This is a genomic window from Luteimonas sp. MJ250, from assembly GCF_039548455.1.
Taxonomy (GTDB): domain Bacteria; phylum Pseudomonadota; class Gammaproteobacteria; order Xanthomonadales; family Xanthomonadaceae; genus Luteimonas.
Genome location: NZ_JBCLVB010000015.1, coordinates 161,723 through 182,776 on the forward strand (window position 1 = coordinate 161,723; position 21,054 = coordinate 182,776).

Sequence of the window (21,054 nt, forward strand, 5' to 3'; positions counted from 1 at the left end):
TGGACCTGGAGCCCGGGTGCGGGCTTCAGCCGCTGCAGCCGCCGCAGCATACCGAGGGCTGCTGCTCGACGTCGGCCGGCTGCACATCGCCGCCGACCTCGTTGATCAGGCCCACCAGCTGCGCAGCGTCGATCGCGGCGTTCACGCGCAGGCCCTGCGCCGGATCGATGTCGACCACCGCGGCCGGATCAAAGGCCAGCAGAGCATCCTCGATCACCACCAGCGGCGGCAGCGGCCGCGACGCGCGGACATGGAATTCCATCGTCGTTTCCTGCTGAGGCGGCGCCCACGGCGCCGATGGCCCCATGCTGCGACGCCTGCGGCGCGCCCGCGATGATCCAGGTCAAACCGCAGGCAAGAGCGGGAGCCGAAGCCCCCGCGCCAGCGCCTAAAGCGCCGCGACTGCGGCCCGCGCGAGCGCGATCGTCTGCTCTTCACGCTCGGCCAGGGTGGTCTGGTGCCACGCCCGGCTCGCCGCCACCAGTTGGGTGAGGTCGGGTGGCGCCGTCATCCGTTCGCCGTGATGGGCGGTGACGCTGAAATGCAGGTTGTCGACCAGTACCCTCAGGTCACCGCGTCCAACCAGCATGCGGGCCTGGTCGCCAATGCCGTCGACGTCGCTGAACTCGATTCCGCGCGAAGCGCTGCGCGTGGCGTCCGCGGCTCCCGCCAGCAGCGCGCCGGCCGCCGCGCTGTCCGGCCCCGCGCTTGCACGCGCCTGCTCGCTGATGCCGTCCATCGCCTTGCCGAGTTCGTCGCTGCTCATTCCACGGGTGACGTTGGCGAAGTGCTGCGCCGCGGCCGCGGCATCGTCGGCAACCTGGGTCACATGGATGGTGGCGTCCATGACCATGCCCGCTCCCTTCCAGTTGTACAGGCACATGCCCGAGGATTCGTGCTGTTCGATTTCGCCCGCCGGCAGGCCGAAGACGCTCGCGACGGTGTCGACCGTGACCACGCTGCACGGTGAATCGCGCAGTGAGGGATCGAACCGGGCCGGGGCCGACGTCGACGCCCCTGTCCCACCGGCACCGGCACCGGCACTTCCGGCCACGGCGGCGCCATCCCCGCCGCAGCCGGCCAGCAGCAGCGCCAGCGTGGCCGTGGACGCGACCGGAATGAGAGAGCTGCGGACGGACCGCGGGCGGGAGTGGTGGAAAGGCGTGTGCATGGCGTGGATCTCCTGCCGCGATCACTCGCGGGCTGGTCGTGGATCGGGGAGGATCAGCGGGTGCGCGACTGGTACAGCAGCGCCGATTCGGGCGTCGCACCGGACACCTGGTGCCAGCGGGCCCAGATGGTGCCGATGTCGTCATCGAACACCAGCGTGTCGCGCGCAAGCGCCGTGGTCGCAAGGTCCTGGCCGTCCACGTTGGCGGAGATCACGAACATGAAGCGCGGTGCGGCCGGGTTGAACGGCGCTGGGCGATCGGCCTCTTCGCCCATGGCCAGGACCAGGTCCCCGGCGACACGCGCCGGATGCGGGCTGCCGTCCCCGGCCACCGCCGCATAGCGATCGGGCGGTGCGGAAACGTCACGCCCGAACCATTCGCCTTCGGGCCCGGCAGGACCCGCCAGCGCAGCGCAGGGCGACCCGAGGCAGTCCATCGCGGTCGATTCGCCGGCGGACAGTTCCCTGCGCGCCGCTTCTTCCACGCCGGCGCGCATTCCCTGCCGCTGCGCCATCACGAACCGCCAGGCCACGTCCGGCCCGACTCCGAATTCGGACACATCGGCCAGGTGCTCGTCGGGCACCGATCCGCGCAGGTCCTCGTGCCGCGCCGGCCCGAGGTTGAAGCGCTGCACTTCGACGTAGTCCAGGTTCCGGTCCGGCGCCTGCGCATCGGCCGCGACGTGCCAGCTGACCCGGTAGCGCGCGTGCGGCAGCAGTCCTTCCCGGTGCTCGACCAGCAGCAGGGCCCGCACCGGCGGCGCCAGGTCGGCATCGGGATTGAAGGCCGACGCGCCCTGCCCCGGGAAGCGCTCCGCGCTGTAGTACGCCGCGCTTTCCACGGCGTCGGCATCGACGGGGCTGAAGCCGGCGGCACTGGCCCAGGCAGGCGGCGCCGGCGGCGACCCTGCGAAGCAGAGGGTGGTGCCCGTACTCAGCAGGCAGGCAAACAACAGTGGGCGCATGGGCATCATCGGCGGCATCCTTTCCCGGGCATGAAGAGAAGTTCCGTTCGCGTGGCGCGAAGCCACGCGGGCGGGTCCCGGAGATATACGCCACCCGATGCGCCGGGCGGACATTGCCTCGTCGCTCCAGTGGGATGCCAAAGCTGCGCGTCCTGCACGGGCGCCGGTGCCAGCGCCCTTCGAAGGGTCAGGGTGTCGAGCGGCCGGCCGCCCTGCGCGAGAAGACCAGGCAGCGGTTGTTGGCGGGCATCGCGACATCGGCCGCGATGTGCAGGCCGGCCCTGGATGCCAGCGCCGCCACCGCTTCGAAGTCACGGATGCCCGAACGCGGATCGCGTGCCTTCAGCCAGCCGTCGAAATCGCGATTGCTGTCGCTGGTATACGCGCCGCCGTAGTTGAACGGCCCGTACACGACCAGGGTGCCGCCCGGCGCGTCGTGCAGCACCCGGCCGACGCCGGCGAAAAAGGCCTCGACCTCGGGCCAGCCCATGATGTGCAGGGTATTTGACGTGAACACCGCATCGAAGCCGCCCGCCGCGGGCCAGGGTCCACGCGCCACGTCGAGCGCGATCGGCGCCGGCGTATTGGGCAGCGCGGCTTCGTCCAGCCAGAGGCGGATGCCGGCCAGCTTGTCCGCGAACTCGGAGCACTGCCAGTCGAGCCAGGGCATGGCCGCGCCGAAATGGACTGCGTGCTGGCCGGTGCCGCTGCCGATCTCGAGCACGCGGCGGTGGCCGGCGAAGCGCTCGCGCAGGACCGCGAGGATCGGATCGCGGTTGCGATCGCAGGACGGGGCGTTGGGCTTGCTGGGTTCCTGGTGCATATCGTTTCCGGCGGCGGCGCTGCAAGCATACAAAGCCGGGAAACAATCGTGCCTGCGCTCGGAATGACGACGCGGCACCGGCACAATGGCGGTCGCAACACTTCCTGCAGGGCGTTGGACATGCGGATCGGAATCGATTTCGGCACGAGCTATTCGGCCGCGGGTGCCGTGGTGGACGGCGAGGTGCAGCTGATCCGGTTCGGCGATGCAGAGCAGTTCCGGACCACGGCGTTCTTTCCGCAGCGCCTGCCCGATGTCAGCCAGTTCGAGCTGACCGACGCACTGCAGGCCGAGGTGGCGCGCTGGGTAGCGAGCGCCAGGAGCGACCAGACCCGCGAGCTTGCGCGCCTCGAGGGCCTGCGGCAGTCGGCGATGCGGCTGCCGCCGCAGCAGCGCGACGATGCGCTGGCCCAGGTGCCGTCGCTGCGCCGTCGCAGCGACGATGAACTCCGCCGCTCGGCCATGGGCGCCGTGCGCCGGAGCTGGGTCGCCGCGGAGATCCGCCAGGCAATGGAATCGAAAGCCGACCTTGGCGATGCGCTGTATGGCGACGAGGCGGTGGATGCCTTCCTGTCCGCCGGCGAAGGACACCTGGTGGTTTCACCCAAGTCGATGCTCGGCTACAGGCTCGACGCACATGCGCGCGACGTGCTGCTGGGCATCGCCACCCATGTCCTGCGCCACATCCGCACCACCGCCTCGGCGCAGCTCGGCGCGGACGTGCGCTCGGCGGTCATGGGCCGCCCGGTCCGCTTCCGCAGCTCGATGCAGGAGGCCGGCGGCGAGCAGGCGCTGGAGATCCTCACCGACGCTGCCTTGGCCGCCGGCTTCGCGGCCATCGAATTCCTTGAAGAGCCGGCCGCGGCCGCCTACGACTACCACCGCCGCAGCCGCGAGATTCGCCGCACGATGATCCTCGACATCGGCGGCGGCACCACCGACATGGCGCTTGCGCTGGTGGGGGGCGATGCACCGGCGCCGGTCGTTCATGGCGCCTGGGGCGAGCCCGTCGGCGGCACCGACGTCGACCTGGAGCTGAGCATGCGCGCGGTCATGCCGCTGTTCGGGAAAAACGTGACCAGGACGCCCGTGCATCGCTACTACGAGGCCTCGCACGTGCAGGACCTGCAGCGGCAGAACAACTTCCGCAGCGCCAACTTCGACGATGTCGACGCGCCCTGGCGCGAGCGCCTGGTGGCGCTGCAGCAGGGCGGTCACACGGTGCGCCTGAACCGCGCCGTCGAGCGCGCCAAGATCGAACTCAGCGGCAGCGAACGCGTGCCGCTGGATCTCGGCTACATCGAGCACGGCCTCGGCTGCGACATCGACCACGCGCATTTAGAGGCCGCCGCCGAACGTCCGTTCCTGATGCAGCTGCGCGCGCTGATGCGCGAAGCCAGCGCCGGCGCGGACCAGGCGCCGGAAGTGGTCTATCTCACCGGCGGCATGTCGCGCTCGCCCTACGTTCCGGCGCTGGTGGCCGAAGTGTTCCCGGGCGTCGAGATCGTGCGCGGCGATGCATCGCTGGGCGTGGTCACCGGGCTTGCACGCGCGGCCGCGGCCTGAAGGACCGACGCGCGGATGCACTCGCTTCACGCGCCTCGCGGAACTCGCTGTCCTCGTCCCAGCTCGGCCACCGGTCCGACTCGGCCAGCGTGCGTGCCAGCCGCAGCACGACTTCCGTATCCGCGGTCGGCCCGCGCATGTCCCAGCTGTCGTCGAACTCGTCATCGGGCTGGTGGTAGCGCCTGGCGAAGTAATCCGCGCGCGCGGCCATGCCGCCTTCCACGCCGCCTTCCAGCTGGTCCATGCCGGGGCCGATGGTGATCGCCGGCACACCGGCCTGGGCAAATGCGAAATGGTCGGCGCGGTAGAAGAAACCGGCCTCGAGGTTCGAGTCCGGCGAATACGTACGGTCCAGCGATTCGGCCGCCGCCACCAGGTCGCGCTCCAGCGAAACCTTGCCCTGCCCCCACGAGGAAACGTCGCGGGTCGGCCCGTCCGGACTCCACATTTCAAGGTTCAGCACGGCGGCCGTGGTGGCCAGCGGGCGCAGCGGATGCGCGGCGTAATGCGTGGCGCCCAGCAGGCCGCTCTCCTCGGCGGTCAGCGCCAGGAACAGCACGCTCCGTGCAGGGCGCGGACCTGCATGCAGCGCGCGCGCGATTTCGATGATCGAGGCGACGGCGGTGGCGTTGTCGACGGCGCCATTCATGATCGCGTCGCCGCTTTCGTCCGGCGCGCCGATGCCGAAGCTGTCCCAGTGGCCCGACAGCGCCACGGTCTCGTCCGGACGCGAAGCGCCGCGCAGCAGGCCGGCGACATTGTGGCTGGTGATGCGTGCGTGCTCGACGTCGAAGGCGGCGCTGAAGCGCGCGTCGCCCAGCGCATGTGCCTTGAAGTCCGGCTGCTGCGCGGCGCGCTTGGCGGCGTCGAAGTCCAGGCCGGCGGCGGCGAACAGCCGCTCCGCGGTGGCGCGCTGGATCCAGCCGCGCACGCGCAGGTGGTGGCTGTCGGCGTCGTCGCGGACGATATCGAACTGCGGCGCGGCGCGGCCGTTGCGCACGGTGGCCCAGGGATACGCGGCCGGTTCGGTCTCGTGCACGATCAACACGCCGGCGGCGCCCCGCTTCGCGGCCTCGAGGTATTTGTACGCCCAGCGCCCGTACCAGGTCATGGCGCGGCCGCCGAACTTTCCCGGCGCTGTTTCAAAGTCGGGATCGTTGACCAGCACGACCACGATCTTGCCGCGCACATCCATGCCGGCGTAGTCGTCCCAGCCGAGTTCGGGCGCGGTGATGCCGTAGCCGGCGTACACCAGCGGCACGCCGGACAATTCAACGCGCGGCGCGGGGTGCAGGCTTTCCAGCGCGATGTCGTCGCCGTTGACGAGCGGCATCGGCTGGCCGGCGACGGTGAAGCCGGTGGCGACATCGCCGTGGATTTCGCTGCGCGCAAGCGTCACCGCCTGCAGCCAGGTGCCGTCGTCACCGGCGGGTTCGAGCCCTGCGGCGGCGAACTGCTCCGCGATCCAGGCGATGGTCTTCGCCTCGCCCGGCGTCGCTGGCGCACGGCCTTCGAATTCATCGGAGGCAAGCATGCGCAGGTGGGCCGCAAGGTTGTCGCTGCTGATCGCGGTGCCGGCGGCGGCGGTGTCCGCGACGCCGGCCGCGCGGCTGTCGGCTGCGGCGGCCCCGTCCGGCGCGATCCGGTCCGCCGGTCCGCTCGAACAGGCGGCCAAAAGCACCGCCACGAATGCCAATCCCGATGCACGCGCCATGGGCGTCATTCCGTTTGCAGAAGACCGCCATTGTGCGCATGGGCCGGGCTCCCGTCGTCCACATGTAAAAAATACTTGACATGACCCCATCGCAATGTAAAAACTTGTTTACATCAAGCCAAGGGAGAACTGTCGTGACGATCGGGCGCTGGGGGTGGATCGGACTGCTGGCCGTGGCGGGCACCGGCCTGTGGTTGCTGCTGGGCAGCGGACGTGTGTTCGGTCACGACATCGGCGGTCTGGGCATGACCCTGCTGATCGGCTGTACGTGGGTGGCGCTGTACACCGCCTCGTCAATTCCGCGCGGCGAGTTCGAGCAAGGCGCCTCACCCGGTGAGTGGAAGGCCTGGATCGGCTTCGCCTTCATGCTGGTGGCCACCCTCTACTTCGTCCTGCACGCCGAGGCGTTCAGCGGTGATGACCGCGCGGCGGCGCGGCGCGTGGCGACCAATCTCGTGCTGCTGCTGGTGGCGTGGACCGTGCTGTCGCGGCTCATGGCCTCGCGCTGGAAGGATCGCGTGCAGGAGGACGAACGCGACCGCGAGATCGAAACACGCGGCGCCGCCTGGGGTCGCGGCGCGCTCGTGGTCGGGGTGATCTCCCTCGCGGTAACGCTGGGCCTGTCGCCGGAGCACAAGCTGCAGTGGGCCACGCACTTCGCGATCGGCAACATCCTGGTTTTCGTGCTGATGATCGGCTGGCTGGTCGAGGCTGCGGCGATCGCGCTCACCTACTGGCGGGACCGCCGCTGATGCCGCTGCCGTCATTGGCGGGGTGCTGACGCGATGACCGGCACTCCGCTGGAAAACGACATCCGGCGCCTGCGCCTGGAGCGCGCCGGAATGACCCAGCAGCAGCTGGCCGATGCCTGCCAGGTGACCCGGCAGACCATCATCGCGCTGGAGGCGGGCCGCTATGCACCGTCGCTGGAACTGGCGTTCCGGCTGGCGCGCGCGCTCGGCGTGGGCGTGGAGGATGTGTTCCGCTGGAAGACGCCGTGAAGCGCCGTGAGCGCCGCCAGGGCAGTTGGCGCCTGTCCGCGCGCGGCCGCCGCAGAAGCAGCTGCGGCCCTGCATGGTCGTCGCGGGGGCCGTCGCGTGCTTACTGTGCGGCGGGCGTCTTTTCAGCCCGCAGCGCCGTCAGTATGCGCAGCCCTGCGCGCCCGTCGGCTGGCGTGAAGCCCAGTCGCGCCTGCTCGGCGGCAATTGCCCGCCGGGTCAGCGTGCCGACCATGCCGTCCGCCTCGCCGATCGCATGGCCGCGCGCCAGCAGAAGTTCCTGCAGCTCGCGGCGCTCGGCACGTCCGATGCCGGGGTCATCGGTGGGCCAGGCGGTGGCAAAGGCGCCGCCGCCGCGCAGACGATCAGCCAGATGGGCGATGGCAAGGGCATAGCTCTCCGCCGCGTTGTAGGAATAGATCGCGTCGAAGTTCTTGAACACCAGGAATGCCGGACCCTTGGCGCCGGCAGGCAGGATCACAGCGGCGCGCGCGTCCGCCGACACTCCACCCACGGCGCTTCCATCCACGCGCCTGACCCCCTGCTTCACCCATTCCGACAGCGGCTTGCGACTTGTCCGACCCGCCTGCGCGGCATTGAAGCCTTGCGGCAGCTGCACCTCGTAGCCCCAGGGCTCGCCCGTGCGCCAGCCGGAGCGCTTCAGGTAGTTGGCCGTGGATCCCAGCGCATCCGGGATGCTGCCCACCAGGTCGCGGCGGCCGTCACCGTCGAAATCCACGGCGATGCGCTGGTAGGTGCTGGGCATGAACTGCGTGTGCCCGAACGCGCCCGCCCAGGATCCGGTGATGCCTGGATCGACCAGGTCGCCGTTGGCCAGCAGCTGCAGCGTGGCGATCAGCTCGCCCTGGAAGAACGGCTGCCGCCGCCCGAAGCAGGACAGCGTGGACAGCGAGACCAGCAGCGGGCGCTTGCCGAAACTCCGGCCGTAGTCGCTCTCCACGCCCCACACCGCCACCACCGTGGCCGGGTCCACGCCGTATTCCGCCTGCGCGCGCGCAAGCGTCGCTGCGTGCGCGGCGAGCATGGCGCGGCCGTCGTCGATGCGCTGCTGGTCGACCAGCGCGGCCAGGTAGTCCCAGATCGGCGTGCTGAACTCGGGCTGCTGGTCGAGCAGCGGCAGCACGCTCATGTCCGGCGCCAGCGCGGCGGTCAGGCGGTCGAAGCTGCCGGCATCCACGCCTTTGCCCGCGGCGGTGCCGCGCAGCCTGGCCATGCAGGTGCCGTACGTGGCGAGTTCGGCAGCCGTCGGCCCCGGCTGGACCGCCGGCGCTTGCGCGACCTGCGCGACGGGCGCGACGGGCGCGACGGGCGCGACGGGCGGCGAGGGTGCCTGCGCCTGCGCCATCGCGGCGGCGGCTGGCAGGGCCAGGATCAGCGTGGCAAGCGGGGGCATCAGGCGCATCCGGAAACTCCGTGTTCGACCCGCGGGATTGTAGGCACGCCCCGCGAGCGCTGGCGTCACGCGCGATGAACAGGCGACTTCACGGCCGGCAGACCGCCGCTGCGCTGTCATCGCGGACCGGACGACAGGGAAACACGATGGACCTCTTTCAGAACACCGAGCTTTGGATCCTGGCGCGGGTCGCCGCGGCGATGGCGCTCGGCGGCGTGCTCGGCATCGAGCGCGAGCTGGGCCGCCACGCCGCCGGCCTGCGCACGCACATGATGATCGCCGGCGCCGCGGCGCTCATCGTCGGCCTGGGCGATGTCGTCGCCGAACACTTCACCCAGGAGCAGTACCGCGACCTGCTGCGCATCGACCCCGGCCGCCTGATCGAGTCGGTGGTGGCCGCGGTCGGCTTCGTCGGTGCCGGTGCCATCCTGCGCGCGCGCGGCGACCAGCAGGTGCGCGGCCTGACCACCGCCAGCTCGCTGCTGATGGCGGCCGCGATCGGGATCGCCGCCGGGCTCGGCAACTATCTGCTGGCGCTGGGTGCTTCGCTGCTGTGCGTGGTGGTGCTGGCGGTGTTCCGCCGGGTGGAGTCACGGCTGGGCACCGACGAACCCGGGGACGACCGCTCATGACGGCGCAGCCGTACCCACCCAGCACCCCCGCCGCGCATGCGGCATGATCGCGCCATGACCCCGAGGAGCCGCATATGTCCCGCTTCCACTCCGCTCGCCACTTTGCCGTGCTGCTGGCCGCGCCACTGGCCTTCGCCGTGGTCGCCTGCTCGCCCGCACGCGAGCCCGCGCCCGTGAACGGTGCACCCCCGAAGATCGTCGATGGCGGGCTTGGCGGCAGCTGTGACGCCAAGGCGGCCGAGCAATACGTCGGCCAGATGCTGGACGAAGCCGTGGGCGAGCGCGCCAAGGCGGCCACAGGGGCCCGCGGCGTTCGCGTCATCCGACCGGGCATGGCGGTGACCATGGACTACCGCGCCGGACGCCTCAATATCGAGGTCGACGACGACGGGCGCATCACCAAGGTCAGCTGCGGCTAGACCGATGGCAGGCCGCAGCCGGGGGAAACGCGCGCCGCGAAGCTGGACCTGGCTGGTCGCGGCGCTGTTGCTGGTCGGCATGTGGCAGCTGCTGGAACGCCGGGACGGTCCGCCGCTGCCGGCGGGTTCCAGCACCGGACCGGCACTCGCCTTCCTGCCGGCGGAGGCCCATGCCACCCTGGCCCTGATCGACCGCGGCGGGCCGTATCCGCATCGCCAGGACGGCGGCGTGTTCCAGAACCGGGAACGCCTGCTGCCGCAGCGTCCGCGCGGCCATTACCGCGAATTCACCGTCGCCACCCCGGGCTCGCGCGACCGCGGCGCGCGCCGCATCGTCACCGGCGGCGACCCGCCCGCGGAGTGGTACTACACGGCGGATCACTACCGCAGCTTCCGCGCCTTCGACCGCGGGGACCGGCCATGAACGCAGTGGAGCTTGGCGCGATGCTGGCCGATGCCAGCCAGGCGGCGGCCTACTTCGTCGATATCCACGATCGTGCCGCGCTGGTGGAATCGGCCACCTCGCTGGACTTCACGGTGCGTGCGGCCGACCTCGAGTTCGCCGACGACAAGGCCGCCGTGCTCGATGAACTTGCCGCCGCGCTCGACTTCCCGCCGACCTTCGGCGGCAACTGGGACGCGCTGGCGGACAGCCTCGGCGACCTGTCCTGGCTGCCGGCGCCGGGCTACCTGCTGCTGCTGGATCACTGCGCCGGCCTGCGCGAGGGCGCCGCGGACGACTTCGCCACCCTGCTCGACATCCTCGACGAGGCGGCCCGCAGCCACGCCCGCGCGGGCGTGCCGTTCTGGGTGCTGCTGCCGGTGTCGACGCCGTGACCGGCGTACACCTGCCCTGCACGCGGACTTAGCGAAAAAAGGACGCCCCACATACGTCCACGCGCGGATACTCGGCCGCGAGCCCTGACCGTGGACCCTCTGCGATGAAGCGACTCTTCCCGATCACCGGCGCCGCATTGGCGCTCTCTCTCGCGGCCTGCAGCGACCCGAGCCAGGCCTACACCCCGGTGGATGATCTGCCTTCGGCACAGGACGCGCCCGCGGAGCGCACCGATCCCGGTGCGCTGCCGGTCGACGATGCCGCGCCCGCCCCGGCGCCGACCACCATCGACCCGGCACTGCCGCCACCGGTGGATCCCAGCCTGCCGCCGGTAGACCCCGCCACGCCGCCGATTGATCCCACGGTACCGCCGATCGACGAAACCCAGCGGCCCCCACCGCCGGTGGATTCGCCAATGGCCAGCGAGCCGCCGACTGGCTGAGCCGCGGCGTCAGTCGTCGTCGCCCTTGCGGAAGTCGACCGGCTGGCTGGGGCGGTCGCTGCTGATCCGGCCGCCGCTCTCGCGAAGGCAGTCGCGCGAGACCGGTTCGCCGGGGCGGTCGCTGGCGCCGACGCACAGCGGGTTGGCATCGACCGCGGCGTTGGTGTCGAAGAACTCGGGCGTCGCCGCGCAGGCACTGACCAGCGCCACGGCGCAGGCGGCAAGGGTGAAGCGCATCGCACGCATGGGACTCTCCTCTCTGTGGGTGGGTCTGTGGTTCAGGCGCGCGGATCGCCGATGAAGCGGAGGAACTCCGAGCGCGTGCGCGCGTCGTCGCGGAAACCGCCCAGCATCTTCGAGGTCACCATGCTGACGCCGCGCTTGTGCACGCCGCGGGTGGTCATGCACTCGTGGCTGGCTTCGACCACCACGCCCACCCCGCGCGGCTTGAGCACGTCCTGGATGACCGCGGCGATCTGCGCGGTCATCTTTTCCTGCACCTGGAAGCGGCGGGCATAGGCGTCGACCACGCGCGCGAGCTTGCTGATGCCCACCACCTTGCCCTCGGGCAGGTAGCCGACGTGGGCGCGGCCGATGATCGGCGCCATGTGGTGCTCGCAGTGGCTCTCGAACTCGATGTCGCGCAGCACGATCATCTCGTCGTAGCCGGCGACCTCTTCGAAGGTGCGCTCGAGGTATTCGCGCGGATCGTCGGCATAGCCGCTGAACCAGTCGCCGTAGGCCTTGGCCACCCGCTTGGGCGTGTCCAGCAGGCCTTCGCGCGCGGGATCGTCGCCGGCCCAGCGCAGCAAGGTACGGACGGCGGCCTCGGCCTCGTCGCGGCCCACGCCGTTGCGCTGATCGTCCGGATTGGCCATCGCCCTGCTTCCTGTCGCCTGGAAACCGCCATGGTACCGCGCCGCGGACACGGGCCAGGACGGGCGCGCCCGGGCCAATGGGCCTGACCCGGCATCCCCATTCATGGGAAAGTCGGGCCACGACCGTGCCCCCGGGCCGGGATCCTCGCCAACCCTCCCTCCGGAGAGCCCCAGATGCGCACTGCTTCCGCCCGCTCGCCCCTCGCCATCGCCCTCGCGCTGGTCCTTCCCCTTGGCCTGGCCGCCTGCAACGACCCCGGCACCGCCGCGCCCGCCGGCGACCCGGCGACCACGGCCGCCACCAGGGCCACGGCGGCCGACCCGGAAGCCGAGACCGCGCGCCTCAACGCCTGGTTCGAGGAGAAGTACGAGGAGCAGCTGCAGTTCAGCCCGATCCAGCTGACCTTCCTCGGTCGCAAGGAGCTCTACGACCGGATCGACGATGTCTCCGAGGCCGGGATCCGCAGGCAGCTGGAGTGGATGGAGGCCTCGGTGGAGGAGATGGAGGCGCAGTTCGACTACGACCGCCTGGAGCCCGAGGCGCAGCTGTCCTGGAACCTGTGGAAGAAGCAGTACGAAAGTGCGCGCGACGGCATGCCTTTCCTGCTGGACGGCTACTCCTTCGACCAGATGAACGGCATGCACAGCATGGCGCCGACCTTCATGATCAATTTCCACAAGGTCGACGACGAGTCCGATTTCCTGGCCTACGTGGCGCGCCTGCGCGCGCTGCCGGCAACCTTCGACATCCTGCTTGAACGCACCCGCGCGTCGGCGGCGCAGGGCATCCGCCCGCCGAAGTTCGCCTGGGAGGGCGTGGCCGACCAGTCGCGAAAGATCATCGCCGGCGCACCTTTCGACGATGGCCCCGACAGCGCCTTCTGGGCCGACGCCCGCGCCAAGGCCGACGCGCTGGCGGCGTCCGGCAAGATCACCGCCGAGCGTGCCGCCGAGCTCAAGGAAGAGGCGCGCAAGGCCCTGGTGGACGAGGTGAAGCCGGCCTATGAGCGCATCCTCGCGCTCGCCGCAGAAGAGCTGCCCAAGGCGGCCGGGAACCCGACCGGCGTCGGCCAGACCCATCCCAACGGCGCCGCCTACTACGCCTACCAGCTGCGCGAGAACACCTCCACCGACATGACGGCCGACGAGATCCACGAGCTCGGCCTGTCCGAGGTCGCGCGCCTGCGCGGCGAGCTGGAGAAGGTGCAGGCGGAGATCGGCTTCGAAGGCGATCTGCAGGCCTTCTTCAGGCACGTGCAGGCCGACCCGGCGCGCCTGTACCCGAACACCGACGCCGGCCGCCAGGCCTATATCGACGACGCGACGAAGGCGATCGACAACATCAAGCAGCACCTGCCGAAGTACTTCGGCCTGCTGCCCAAGGCCGACCTGGTGGTGAAGCGCGTTGAGGCCTTCCGCGAGCAGGACGGCGCCGCCCAGCACTACAACCCGGCCTCGCCCGATGGTTCGCGACCGGGCGTGTACTACGCGCACCTCTCCGACATGAACGCCATGCCGAAGACCGAGCTCGAGGTGATCGCCTACCACGAGGGCCTGCCCGGCCATCACATGCAGATCTCGATCGCGCAGGAGCTGACCGGGGTTCCGACCTTCCGCACCCAGAGCTTCGACACCGCCTACAACGAAGGCTGGGGTCTGTACTCGGAGTGGCTGGCCAAGGAAATGCCGGACACCTACCAGGATCCGTATTCCGAGTACGGCCGCCTGATGTCGGAAATGTGGCGCGCGATCCGCCTGGTGGTCGACACCGGCATGCATGCCAAGGGCTGGACCGAGGAGCAGGCGGTGGCCTACTTCCGCGAGAACAGCTCGGTGCCCGACGCGGCCATCCGCTCCGAGATCCAGCGCTACCTGGTGTTCCCGGGCCAGGCCACGGCCTACAAGATCGGCATGATCCGCATGCAGGAACTGCGGAAGAAGGCCGAATCCGAACTGGGCGAGGCCTTCGACATCCGCGGCTTCCACGACGCCATCCTCGGCGGCGGCGCCATGCCGCTCGACCTGCTGGAACAGCGCGTCGACCGCTGGATCGCCTCCCGGAAGCAGGCCTGATTCCTTTCCCCGAGCTGGACTGAAGCGACCCCCATGGGGGCGGTCCTAAAAAAAGAAGGGCCCGGATCTCCGGGCCCTTCGCACATCACCTCACCGCCGCAGCGGCTCCGATCTTTTCACCCGCCTGATCCACGCGGATCCGCGGCCAATCCGCGCAAATCCGTGGCAAAAAGCCCTGCGCGATCAATGCACCCCATGGCACATCGACGTCGGCCCGAAGGTCTCCCCGAACGTCTGCCCATGCCCATGGTGCTGCCAGTAGAACGTCGGTGCCGGCACCGCCTGGTTGCCGATCTCGGCCATGTCCGCGGCCACGTCGAAGAGGCGGCCATCGACCATCACGTAGCGCGTGTCGGCGGTATGGCGGATGTTCTCCAGCGGATTGCCGTCGAGCACCACCAGGTCCGCGCGCTTGCCGACCTCCAGCGAGCCCAGCTGCGATGACATGCCGAGGTAGTCGGCACCATCGGTGGTGGCCGCGCGCAGCGCTTCGAAGTTGCTGAAGCCGCCCTGGGTCAGCATCCAGGTCTCCCAGTGCGTGGCCATGCCCTGCAGCTGGCCGTGCCCACCGACCTGCACCTTGACCCCGGCGTCGCGCAGCGTCTTCAGCGCCTTCGCCACGTCGATGTGGTGGTAGTCCCAGTCCGGCGCGGTCTCGCGGCGGATCGAACGCGCGTCCAGCGTCTCGCGCGGGAAGAAGCGGTTGAGCTTGGCGTCTTCCCAGACGTTGTCGCGCGCATAGAACCAGTACTCGCCCGACAGCCCGCCGTAGCTCACCACCAGGGTGGGCGTGTTGCGCACGTCGGTTTCCTTCCACAGGTTGACCACGTCCGAATACAGCGGTGCGATCGGCAGGTTGTGCTCGATGCCGGTGGCGCCGTCGAGGATCATCGTCATGTTGTGGTGGAAGGTCGAACCACCTTCCTCCACCACCAGCATGCCGAGCTCGCGCGCGGCCTGGTTGACCTGCTGGCGCTGCGCGCGGCGCGGCTGGTTGTAGCTCTTCACCGAGAACGCGCCGTGCGCCTGCATGCGGCGCAGGTGGCTGCGGGCGTCATCCAGGGAATCGATCTCGGCCTTGAAGCCGCCATCGGCGCCATAGAGGATCGTGCCGGTGGAGAACATGCGCGGGCCGACCATGCGCCCGGCCTGCAGCAGCTCGGACTGGGAGTAGACGAACTCGCTGGTCGCCGACGGGTCGTGCAGCGTGGTGATGCCGAAGGCGAGGTTGGCGTAGTAGGCCCAGTTCTGCTGCGGCACCACGCCCTGGCCGAAGTTCGAGGCATGCGCATGCACGTCGATGATGCCGGGGATGATGGTCTTGCCGGCCACGTCGACCACGCGCGCACCCGAGGGCACCTGCACCGAACCCGCCGCACCGATGGCGGTGATGGTGTTGCCATCGACCACGATCGTGCCGCCCTCGATCACTTCCTGCGTGTCCTCGGCATCGCGCATGGTCACGATGCGCGCATTGGTGAAGGCCACCACGTCGCGCGGCGCGTACACCGGCGCTTCCAGGCCCACGCTGATCCCGCCGCCCGGTGCCGGCTTCGCGATTTCCGCAGGCGCGCCGGGCAGGAAGTCGAAGGTCTGGTCCAGGCGGCGCGAGTGGTAGCGGTCGCCCACCATCCAGTGCAGCGACTTCGAGTCCGCCGCCCAGTGCAGGTAGCTGCCGACATCGGCACTGATCGCGCGCACGGGCACGGCCTTGGTCTTGCGGTCGAGCGCGATGCTGCGGCCGCTTTCCGGCATCGGCGCGACATAGGCATTGAAGAGTTCGGTGAACGCCACCCACTTGCCATCCGGGCTCACCTGTACCGAGTCGACGTACTTGAGGTCGAACACCGCGCGCGGCTCCTCACCGTGCAGGCCCACCGACATCAGCTTCTTCTCCATGCCGTTGCCGGCCAGGTACAGCACGCGCGTGCCGTCATGGTTGAACTGCGGCGACTGCCCGGTTTCGGCCACGCGCACCGGCTTGCCGCCGCCCACGGGTACCACGTGGATGCCGCGCTCGCCCGACCACAGGCTGCCGGTCAGGCCACCGCCGCTGCTGCGGCTGTAGACCACGTTCCTGCCATCCGGCGAAAAGCGCGGGTGGTAGTAGAAGCCGGGCTCCTGGGTCAGCTTGCGGCCCTCGGCGGTGCCGCCGGCGCTGCGCACGTGGATCGCGCCCAGGCCCGTGTCGGACCAGGTCGTGTACAGCAGCTGGCGGCCGTCGGCGCTGAAGCTGGGCTGGTATTCGTAGACATCGCGGTTGCCGGTCAGGCGCACCGGCGTGCCGCCCGGCAGCGGCTTGCGCCACAGCTGGCCCAGCGCGTGGAAGACCAGGCTGCCGCCGTCGGCCGAGGTGGCCACGTCGCGGATCATGCGCGGGTTGAAGCGGCCTTCGGGCAGGGTCTGCGCGAAGCGCAGCGGCTCGGACACCACCTGTTCCACCTCGGCGGTGAACGGAATCTTCGATGCCGCGCCGCTGGCCATGTCCACGCGCCAGAAGCCGCCCTGCGCCCAGACCACCACCGACTTCGAGTCCGGCGTCCAGTTGAAGCCGCTGTAGGGCCCGAAGATCGCCCAGGCCTCCTGCTGGTCATGGCTCAGCCCGTCCCAGACCGGGCGCACCTCGCCGCTGGCGATGTCCATGCGGTGCAGCACGCTGGCGTCGCGCACGCGCTTGACGAAGGCCAGGGTCTTTCCGTCCGGCGACACCTGCGGCCGCACCGCGCCGCCGGGCGAGGCGACCACGGTTTCGGTCTTGCCGGTCTGGCGGTCGAAGCGCTTGATGGCATAGATCACGCCGTGCGGGTCGCGGTTGTAGTCGAAGGCGCCGCCGGAGCTCACGTCCTGCGAGAAGTAGACGTAGCGGCCGTCGGGCGAAACCGTCGGCTCGCCGATGTCCTGCTGCTCGTTGGCCTTTTCCACCAGCTGGATGCCGCCGCTGGTGCCGGCGGCGTGGTACAGCCAGAGCTCGCCGGCGCCCAGCGAGCGCGTGGAGGTGAAGTGCTTGCGGGCGACGATGTACTGCCCGTCCGGCGTCCAGGTCGGGTTGTTGAGCAGGCGGAAGTCCTCTTCGGTCACCTGGCGCGGATCACTGCCGTCGGCGGCGACGGTCCAGATGTTGTTGCCGCCGCTGCGGTCGGAGGTGAAGGCGATGCGGCGGCCGTCCGGCGACCAGCGCGGCTGCACGTCCCAGGCGCGGCCGGTGGTGACGCGGGTGGCGGCGCCGCCGCTGATCGGCATGCGGTAGAGATCGCCGAGCAGCGCGAACACCAGCTGGCGGCCGTCGGGCGAGACGTCGACGTCCATCCAGGTGCCTTCGCCGGTTTCGAAGCGGACGGTCTTCGGCGTGCCCTGGGTGGACTCGACGTTCCATTTGGCCGCTTCCTCGTCGCCCTTGGCGTCCCTGCGCAGGCCGCGGGCGCTGTCCAGCGGCGCGTCGGCCTGGTTGGCGCCGGCGGCGTCAAGCGACTCCTGCTCAAGCTCGACGTTGTCGCTGCGGTCGCTGTCCTGCGTGTCAGCGCGGTCGTCCTGCTGCTGCGAGGGCTCCGGGGCCGGCGGCGCCGGCGGCGGGTCCTGGGCCAGCGCGGGGAAGGTGGCGAGTACGCCGGCGAGAGCGAGGGCAAGGGCGTTGCGTGTCATGCAGCGATATCCGTCTGGGCCAAACCATCCACGATAATCGCCGCGCCCGCGCGGGGCATCGCTCGAAAGTCCCGGTCCGGCCCGGCTTCCTTCGGCGATCAATGCCCCCCCGGACGCTGCGGGATCTGCCGTGCACCCCGCCGAGTCAAGCCCCGCGTTCTCCGCATTGCGCTTGAAATCGGCGCCGCGGCACGCATATCCGCAGCCTGCCTGCCGTTTTGCAAAGGACACGCGCCATGACCACGACCACCGAGACCCGCAAGTTCGAAGCCGAAGTCGCCCAGGTGCTGCACCTGGTCACGCATTCGCTGTACTCGCACAAGGAAATCTTCCTGCGCGAGCTGATCTCCAACGCATCGGACGCCTGCGACAAGCTGCGCTTCGAGTCGATCGCGAACCCGGACCTGCTGGCCGGCCAGCCCGAGCTGCGCATCGACGTCAGCTGGGACAGGGACGCGCGCACGATCACCATCCATGACACCGGCATCGGCATGGACCGCGACGAGGTGGTGGCCAACATCGGCAGCATCGCCAGCTCCGGCACCCGCCGCTTCCTCGAGGCCATGGGCCAGGAGCAGAAGGCCGACGCGCGCCTGATCGGCCAGTTCGGCGTCGGCTTCTACTCCGCCTTCGTGGTCGCCGACCGCGTGACCGTGCTGACCCGCCGCGCCGGCGCCGCGGATGCGACCGGCGTCAAGTGGGAAAGCGACGGCCGCGGCGAATACACGCTGGACGCCGTGGAGCTGCCCGGGCGCGGCACCACCGTGGTGCTGCACCTGAAGGATGGCGAGGACGAGTTCCTGGATGCCTGGCGCCTGCGTTCGCTGGTGCACAAGTACTCCGACCACGTCGCGTTCCCGATCCGGATGCCGAAGGACGCAGCTGCGGACGCGGACGGCGACAGCCTCGACGATGCAGGCGCAACGACCGACACGGCCGAGACCACCGACGAAGGCAAGGACGAGGCGGCGACGCCGGCGACCACATGGGAAACCGTCAATGACGCCTCCGCCCTGTGGACCCGCCCCAAGGCCGGGATCAGCGACGAGGAATACCAGAACTTCTACAAGTCGCTCGGTCACGACTTCAACAACGCCGCCGCCTGGTCGCACAACCGCGTCGAGGGCAGCCAGAGCTTCACCACCCTGCTGTACCTGCCGGCGCAGCCGCCGTTCGACCTGATGATGGGCGGCCGCGACGAGCGCAAGGGCCTGAAGCTCTACATCAAGCGCGTCTTCATCATGGACGCGGCCGAAGAGCTGCTGCCCAACTACCTGCGCTTCGTGCGCGGCGTGGTCGACGCCGACGACCTGCCGCTCAACGTCAGCCGCGAGATCCTGCAGCACAACCGCCAGCTGGAGCGCATCAAGGGCGCCTGCGTGAAGCGCGTGCTCGACATGATCGAGCGCCTCTCGCGCGACGAGCCGGAAAAGTTCGCCGCCTTCCTCAAGGCCTTCGGCAACACGCTGAAGGAAGGCATCGTGGAAGACGCCAGCAACCGCGAGCGCATCGCCAGGCTGCTGCGCTTCGCGTCCACCAGGGGCGAAGGCGATGCGCGCAGCGTCTCGCTCGACGACTACATCGGCCGCATGCAGGAGGGCCAGGACGCGATCTGGTACGTCACCGCCGACGGCTATCGCGCCGCCGCCGGCAGCCCGCAGCTCGAGGCCTTCCGGGCACGTGGCATCGAAGTGCTGCTGATGTCCGACCGCATCGACGAATGGATGCTTGGCCACCTGCGTGAGTTCGATGGCAAGCCACTGAAGCACGTCGCCAAGGGCGAACTGCCGCTGGACGAGGCCGGGAAGAAGAAGCTCGAAGACGCCGCTGGCGCCGCCGCGCCTTTGCTGGAGCGCATCAAGGCGCTGCTGGGCGAGCGCGTCGAGGCCGTGCGCGTTTCGGCGCGCCTGACCGAGTCGCCGTCCTGCCTTGCCCTGTCGGAGTGGGAGATGGCACCACACCTCGCCCACCTGCTGCGCGAAGCCGGCCAGGACGTGCCGGAGCAGAAGCCCACGCTCGAGATCAACCCGCAGCACGCGCTGGTGCGCAAGCTGCAGGGCGAAGCCGACGACGCCCGCGCCACCGACCTGGCAACCCTGCTGCTGGAGCAGGCCGAGCTTGCCGCCGGCGCGCCGCTGCCCGATCCCGCCGCCTTCGTGCAGCGCATGAACCGCCTGCTCGTCGACTGACACGAACAGCTGGACGCCCACGCCATGGCTGCTCCCCTGTTGGAGGAGCAGCCAACGCGCTTCGCGCAACACGAAGCAGCCAGCCTGCGGGAGCAGCTACAGCTGCGACCCGAAGCCCGGACCCTAACTCAGCCTCGCCGCATAATCCTCCCGCACGAACCGGTTGATATAGGTGTTCAGGCCTTCTCCCGCATCGGCCAGGCGCTGCATCTCCAGCACATGCTCCGCGCCGGGGTGGCTTTCGTCGTAGCGATAGCTTCCCCCGTGGTGGAAGCGGATGACGATCCAACCGGGGCCGACGTCATACGCCGCCACTCCGGAATCGCGCGCCGCGCCATAGCGCTTCATCGCGGCTCTATTCCACGCCGTGCACGCAGCCACGACAGCACGCCGGGTCGCATGCCCTTGAACTTCGGGTCGCCGGCAAGGGGCGCAACCAGCAGGCGCTGCGGATCGAAGCGCCATTTGATCGCGTGGTAGACCTGTGACCGCGTCCGCACCGACTCGGTGAGGTACAGCCCCGGTGCCAGTTCGACAAGATCTGGCGACGGCTCCGGATGACCGGCGACGTCGATGTCCAGGTGCACCAGGTACAGGATTGGCTCGTGCGTGCCCATTCGCACGACATTCGCACCGCGCTGCGCATTCCGGCGTGAATCCGCGGATCAACACGCGGGCTGCACGAAACCCAACGCGCGGCGCATCACTGTTCAGCCAGGGTCGGGATTGCACGGGAATTTCATGGGCCGGGGTGGAGAGTGGTGATCACTTTCCAAGGAGACCCCGATGACCAACGAAAAGAAAATCCAGCACACCCTCAACGATCTGATCGAAATCGCCCGCGACGGCAGCGAGTTCTACACCGAAGCCGCCGGCAAGGTGGACAACGGCGAACTGTCCACCCTCTTCACGCAGATGGCCGGGCACAAGCGCGAGATCGTCAACGGCCTCACCGCCGACGTGACCGCTGCCGGCGGCAATCCCGCCGACCACGGCACCATGGTGGGTTCGATGCGCCAGGTCTATGCCAAGGCCCGCGCGGCGATGGGCGACACCAGCTATGCGTATGTCGCCGAGCTGGAAGAGCTGGAAGACCGCCTGCTGCACGCGTTCAAGGACACCCTCAACGACGCGGATACCCCCGCCGCGGCCAAGGCTGCCGCGCAGAAGTACATGCCGCGCGTGGTCGAGTGCCACGACATCATGCGCAACCGCAAGATGGCGCTGAAGAACGCCAGCTGAGTTGCGTTGCGTTGCGTTGGGCCCCGGCATGTGCCGGGGCCTTCTCCCATC

Annotated in this window: 21 protein-coding genes and 1 pseudogene; 11 read left to right on the forward strand and 11 right to left on the reverse strand. The window is 69.7% G+C overall.

Annotated features, from left to right (window positions below; translation table 11 throughout):
* Nucleotides 1-25: 25 nt before the first annotated feature.
* The 4 genes from WCE37_RS13325 to WCE37_RS13340 all read right to left on the reverse strand — a co-directional run bounded on the left by WCE37_RS13325 (nucleotide 26) and on the right by WCE37_RS13340 (nucleotide 2,959).
* Complete coding sequence (locus tag WCE37_RS13325) at nucleotides 26-262, reverse strand: hypothetical protein (protein WP_343279784.1); 237 nt, start codon at nucleotides 260-262, stop codon at nucleotides 26-28.
* A 126-nt stretch (nucleotides 263-388) separates the two neighbouring features.
* Nucleotides 389-1,171, reverse strand: coding sequence for a hypothetical protein (locus WCE37_RS13330; protein WP_343279785.1), 783 nt, complete (start codon nucleotides 1,169-1,171; stop codon nucleotides 389-391).
* 53 nt (nucleotides 1,172-1,224) lie between these two features.
* Complete coding sequence (locus WCE37_RS13335) at nucleotides 1,225-2,145, reverse strand: hypothetical protein (RefSeq protein WP_343279786.1); 921 nt, start codon at nucleotides 2,143-2,145, stop codon at nucleotides 1,225-1,227.
* A gap of 178 nt (nucleotides 2,146-2,323) precedes the next feature.
* Complete coding sequence (locus WCE37_RS13340) at nucleotides 2,324-2,959, reverse strand: DUF938 domain-containing protein (protein WP_343279787.1); 636 nt, start codon at nucleotides 2,957-2,959, stop codon at nucleotides 2,324-2,326.
* A 120-nt stretch (nucleotides 2,960-3,079) separates the two neighbouring features.
* Here WCE37_RS13340 and WCE37_RS13345 point away from each other — a divergent pair, with 120 nt between their 5' ends.
* A complete protein-coding gene (locus WCE37_RS13345; protein ID WP_343279788.1) occupies nucleotides 3,080-4,525 on the forward strand; it encodes an Hsp70 family protein in 1,446 nt (481 codons plus the stop codon).
* Here WCE37_RS13345 and WCE37_RS13350 read toward each other — a convergent pair.
* On the reverse strand, nucleotides 4,494-6,239 hold the full coding sequence (locus tag WCE37_RS13350) for a M28 family metallopeptidase (RefSeq protein ID WP_343279789.1): 1,746 nt from the start codon (nucleotides 6,237-6,239) through the stop codon (nucleotides 4,494-4,496). The genes WCE37_RS13345 and WCE37_RS13350 overlap by 32 nt on opposite strands.
* Before the next feature lie 134 nt (nucleotides 6,240-6,373).
* Here WCE37_RS13350 and WCE37_RS13355 point away from each other — a divergent pair, with 134 nt between their 5' ends.
* Nucleotides 6,374-6,991, forward strand: coding sequence for a hypothetical protein (locus WCE37_RS13355; protein ID WP_343255189.1), 618 nt, complete (start codon nucleotides 6,374-6,376; stop codon nucleotides 6,989-6,991).
* Nucleotides 6,992-7,039: 48 nt separating this feature from the next.
* A complete protein-coding gene (locus WCE37_RS13360) occupies nucleotides 7,040-7,240 on the forward strand; it encodes a helix-turn-helix transcriptional regulator (protein ID WP_343279844.1) in 201 nt (66 codons plus the stop codon).
* 100 nt (nucleotides 7,241-7,340) lie between these two features.
* Here WCE37_RS13360 and WCE37_RS13365 read toward each other — a convergent pair whose 3' ends face one another.
* Nucleotides 7,341-8,651, reverse strand: coding sequence for a lytic murein transglycosylase (locus WCE37_RS13365; protein WP_343279845.1), 1,311 nt, complete (start codon nucleotides 8,649-8,651; stop codon nucleotides 7,341-7,343).
* Nucleotides 8,652-8,797: 146 nt separating this feature from the next.
* Here WCE37_RS13365 and WCE37_RS13370 point away from each other — a divergent pair, with 146 nt between their 5' ends.
* From WCE37_RS13370 to WCE37_RS13390, 5 genes and pseudogenes are all read left to right on the forward strand, one after another.
* The gene (locus WCE37_RS13370) at nucleotides 8,798-9,283 is read left to right on the forward strand and encodes an MgtC/SapB family protein (RefSeq protein ID WP_343279790.1); all 486 of its coding nucleotides are present in this window, start codon (nucleotides 8,798-8,800) and stop codon (nucleotides 9,281-9,283) included.
* Nucleotides 9,284-9,357: 74 nt separating this feature from the next.
* Nucleotides 9,358-9,702 (forward strand): I78 family peptidase inhibitor, encoded by a 345-nt coding sequence (locus WCE37_RS13375; protein ID WP_343279791.1) that lies wholly within the window; start codon nucleotides 9,358-9,360, stop codon nucleotides 9,700-9,702.
* 148 nt (nucleotides 9,703-9,850) lie between these two features.
* A pseudogene (locus WCE37_RS13380) lies at nucleotides 9,851-10,126 on the forward strand (ribonuclease domain-containing protein); the annotation flags it as partial.
* Complete coding sequence (locus WCE37_RS13385) at nucleotides 10,123-10,539, forward strand: barstar family protein (RefSeq protein WP_343279792.1); 417 nt, start codon at nucleotides 10,123-10,125, stop codon at nucleotides 10,537-10,539. The pseudogene WCE37_RS13380 and the gene WCE37_RS13385, both read left to right, overlap by 4 nt.
* A gap of 104 nt (nucleotides 10,540-10,643) precedes the next feature.
* On the forward strand, nucleotides 10,644-10,982 hold the full coding sequence (locus WCE37_RS13390; protein ID WP_343279793.1) for a hypothetical protein: 339 nt from the start codon (nucleotides 10,644-10,646) through the stop codon (nucleotides 10,980-10,982).
* 9 nt (nucleotides 10,983-10,991) lie between these two features.
* Here WCE37_RS13390 and WCE37_RS13395 read toward each other — a convergent pair whose 3' ends face one another.
* Both WCE37_RS13395 and folE read right to left on the reverse strand, forming a co-directional pair.
* Nucleotides 10,992-11,228 carry a hypothetical protein gene (locus WCE37_RS13395; RefSeq protein WP_343255194.1) on the reverse strand — a complete coding sequence of 79 codons (237 nt, stop codon included), beginning with the start codon at nucleotides 11,226-11,228 and terminating at the stop codon, nucleotides 10,992-10,994.
* 32 nt (nucleotides 11,229-11,260) lie between these two features.
* Nucleotides 11,261-11,860 carry a GTP cyclohydrolase I FolE gene (gene folE / locus WCE37_RS13400; RefSeq protein WP_343255195.1) on the reverse strand — a complete coding sequence of 200 codons (600 nt, stop codon included), beginning with the start codon at nucleotides 11,858-11,860 and terminating at the stop codon, nucleotides 11,261-11,263.
* A gap of 174 nt (nucleotides 11,861-12,034) precedes the next feature.
* Here folE and WCE37_RS13405 point away from each other — a divergent pair, with 174 nt between their 5' ends.
* The gene (locus WCE37_RS13405) at nucleotides 12,035-13,933 is read left to right on the forward strand and encodes a DUF885 domain-containing protein (protein WP_343279794.1); all 1,899 of its coding nucleotides are present in this window, start codon (nucleotides 12,035-12,037) and stop codon (nucleotides 13,931-13,933) included.
* 183 nt (nucleotides 13,934-14,116) lie between these two features.
* Here WCE37_RS13405 and WCE37_RS13410 read toward each other — a convergent pair whose 3' ends face one another.
* On the reverse strand, nucleotides 14,117-17,572 hold the full coding sequence (locus WCE37_RS13410) for an amidohydrolase family protein (protein WP_343279795.1): 3,456 nt from the start codon (nucleotides 17,570-17,572) through the stop codon (nucleotides 14,117-14,119).
* A 236-nt stretch (nucleotides 17,573-17,808) separates the two neighbouring features.
* Here WCE37_RS13410 and htpG point away from each other — a divergent pair, with 236 nt between their 5' ends.
* Entirely contained in the window at nucleotides 17,809-19,761 is a 1,953-nt protein-coding gene (gene htpG / locus WCE37_RS13415) for a molecular chaperone HtpG (protein ID WP_343279796.1), read from the forward strand.
* 123 nt (nucleotides 19,762-19,884) lie between these two features.
* On the opposite strand, the gene WCE37_RS13420 is transcribed toward htpG, so the two are convergent.
* Both WCE37_RS13420 and WCE37_RS13425 read right to left on the reverse strand, forming a co-directional pair.
* Nucleotides 19,885-20,109: a hypothetical protein gene (locus tag WCE37_RS13420; RefSeq protein ID WP_343279797.1), complete on the reverse strand. Its 225-nt coding sequence runs from the start codon at nucleotides 20,107-20,109 to the stop codon at nucleotides 19,885-19,887.
* Nucleotides 20,106-20,378 carry a hypothetical protein gene (locus WCE37_RS13425; RefSeq protein WP_343279798.1) on the reverse strand — a complete coding sequence of 91 codons (273 nt, stop codon included), beginning with the start codon at nucleotides 20,376-20,378 and terminating at the stop codon, nucleotides 20,106-20,108. The genes WCE37_RS13420 and WCE37_RS13425 overlap by 4 nt, the downstream gene beginning before the upstream one ends.
* A gap of 169 nt (nucleotides 20,379-20,547) precedes the next feature.
* Between WCE37_RS13425 and WCE37_RS13430 the strand changes: the two genes are divergently transcribed.
* Nucleotides 20,548-21,003 carry a PA2169 family four-helix-bundle protein gene (locus WCE37_RS13430; RefSeq protein WP_343279799.1) on the forward strand — a complete coding sequence of 152 codons (456 nt, stop codon included), beginning with the start codon at nucleotides 20,548-20,550 and terminating at the stop codon, nucleotides 21,001-21,003.
* Nucleotides 21,004-21,054: the final 51 nt, after the last annotated feature.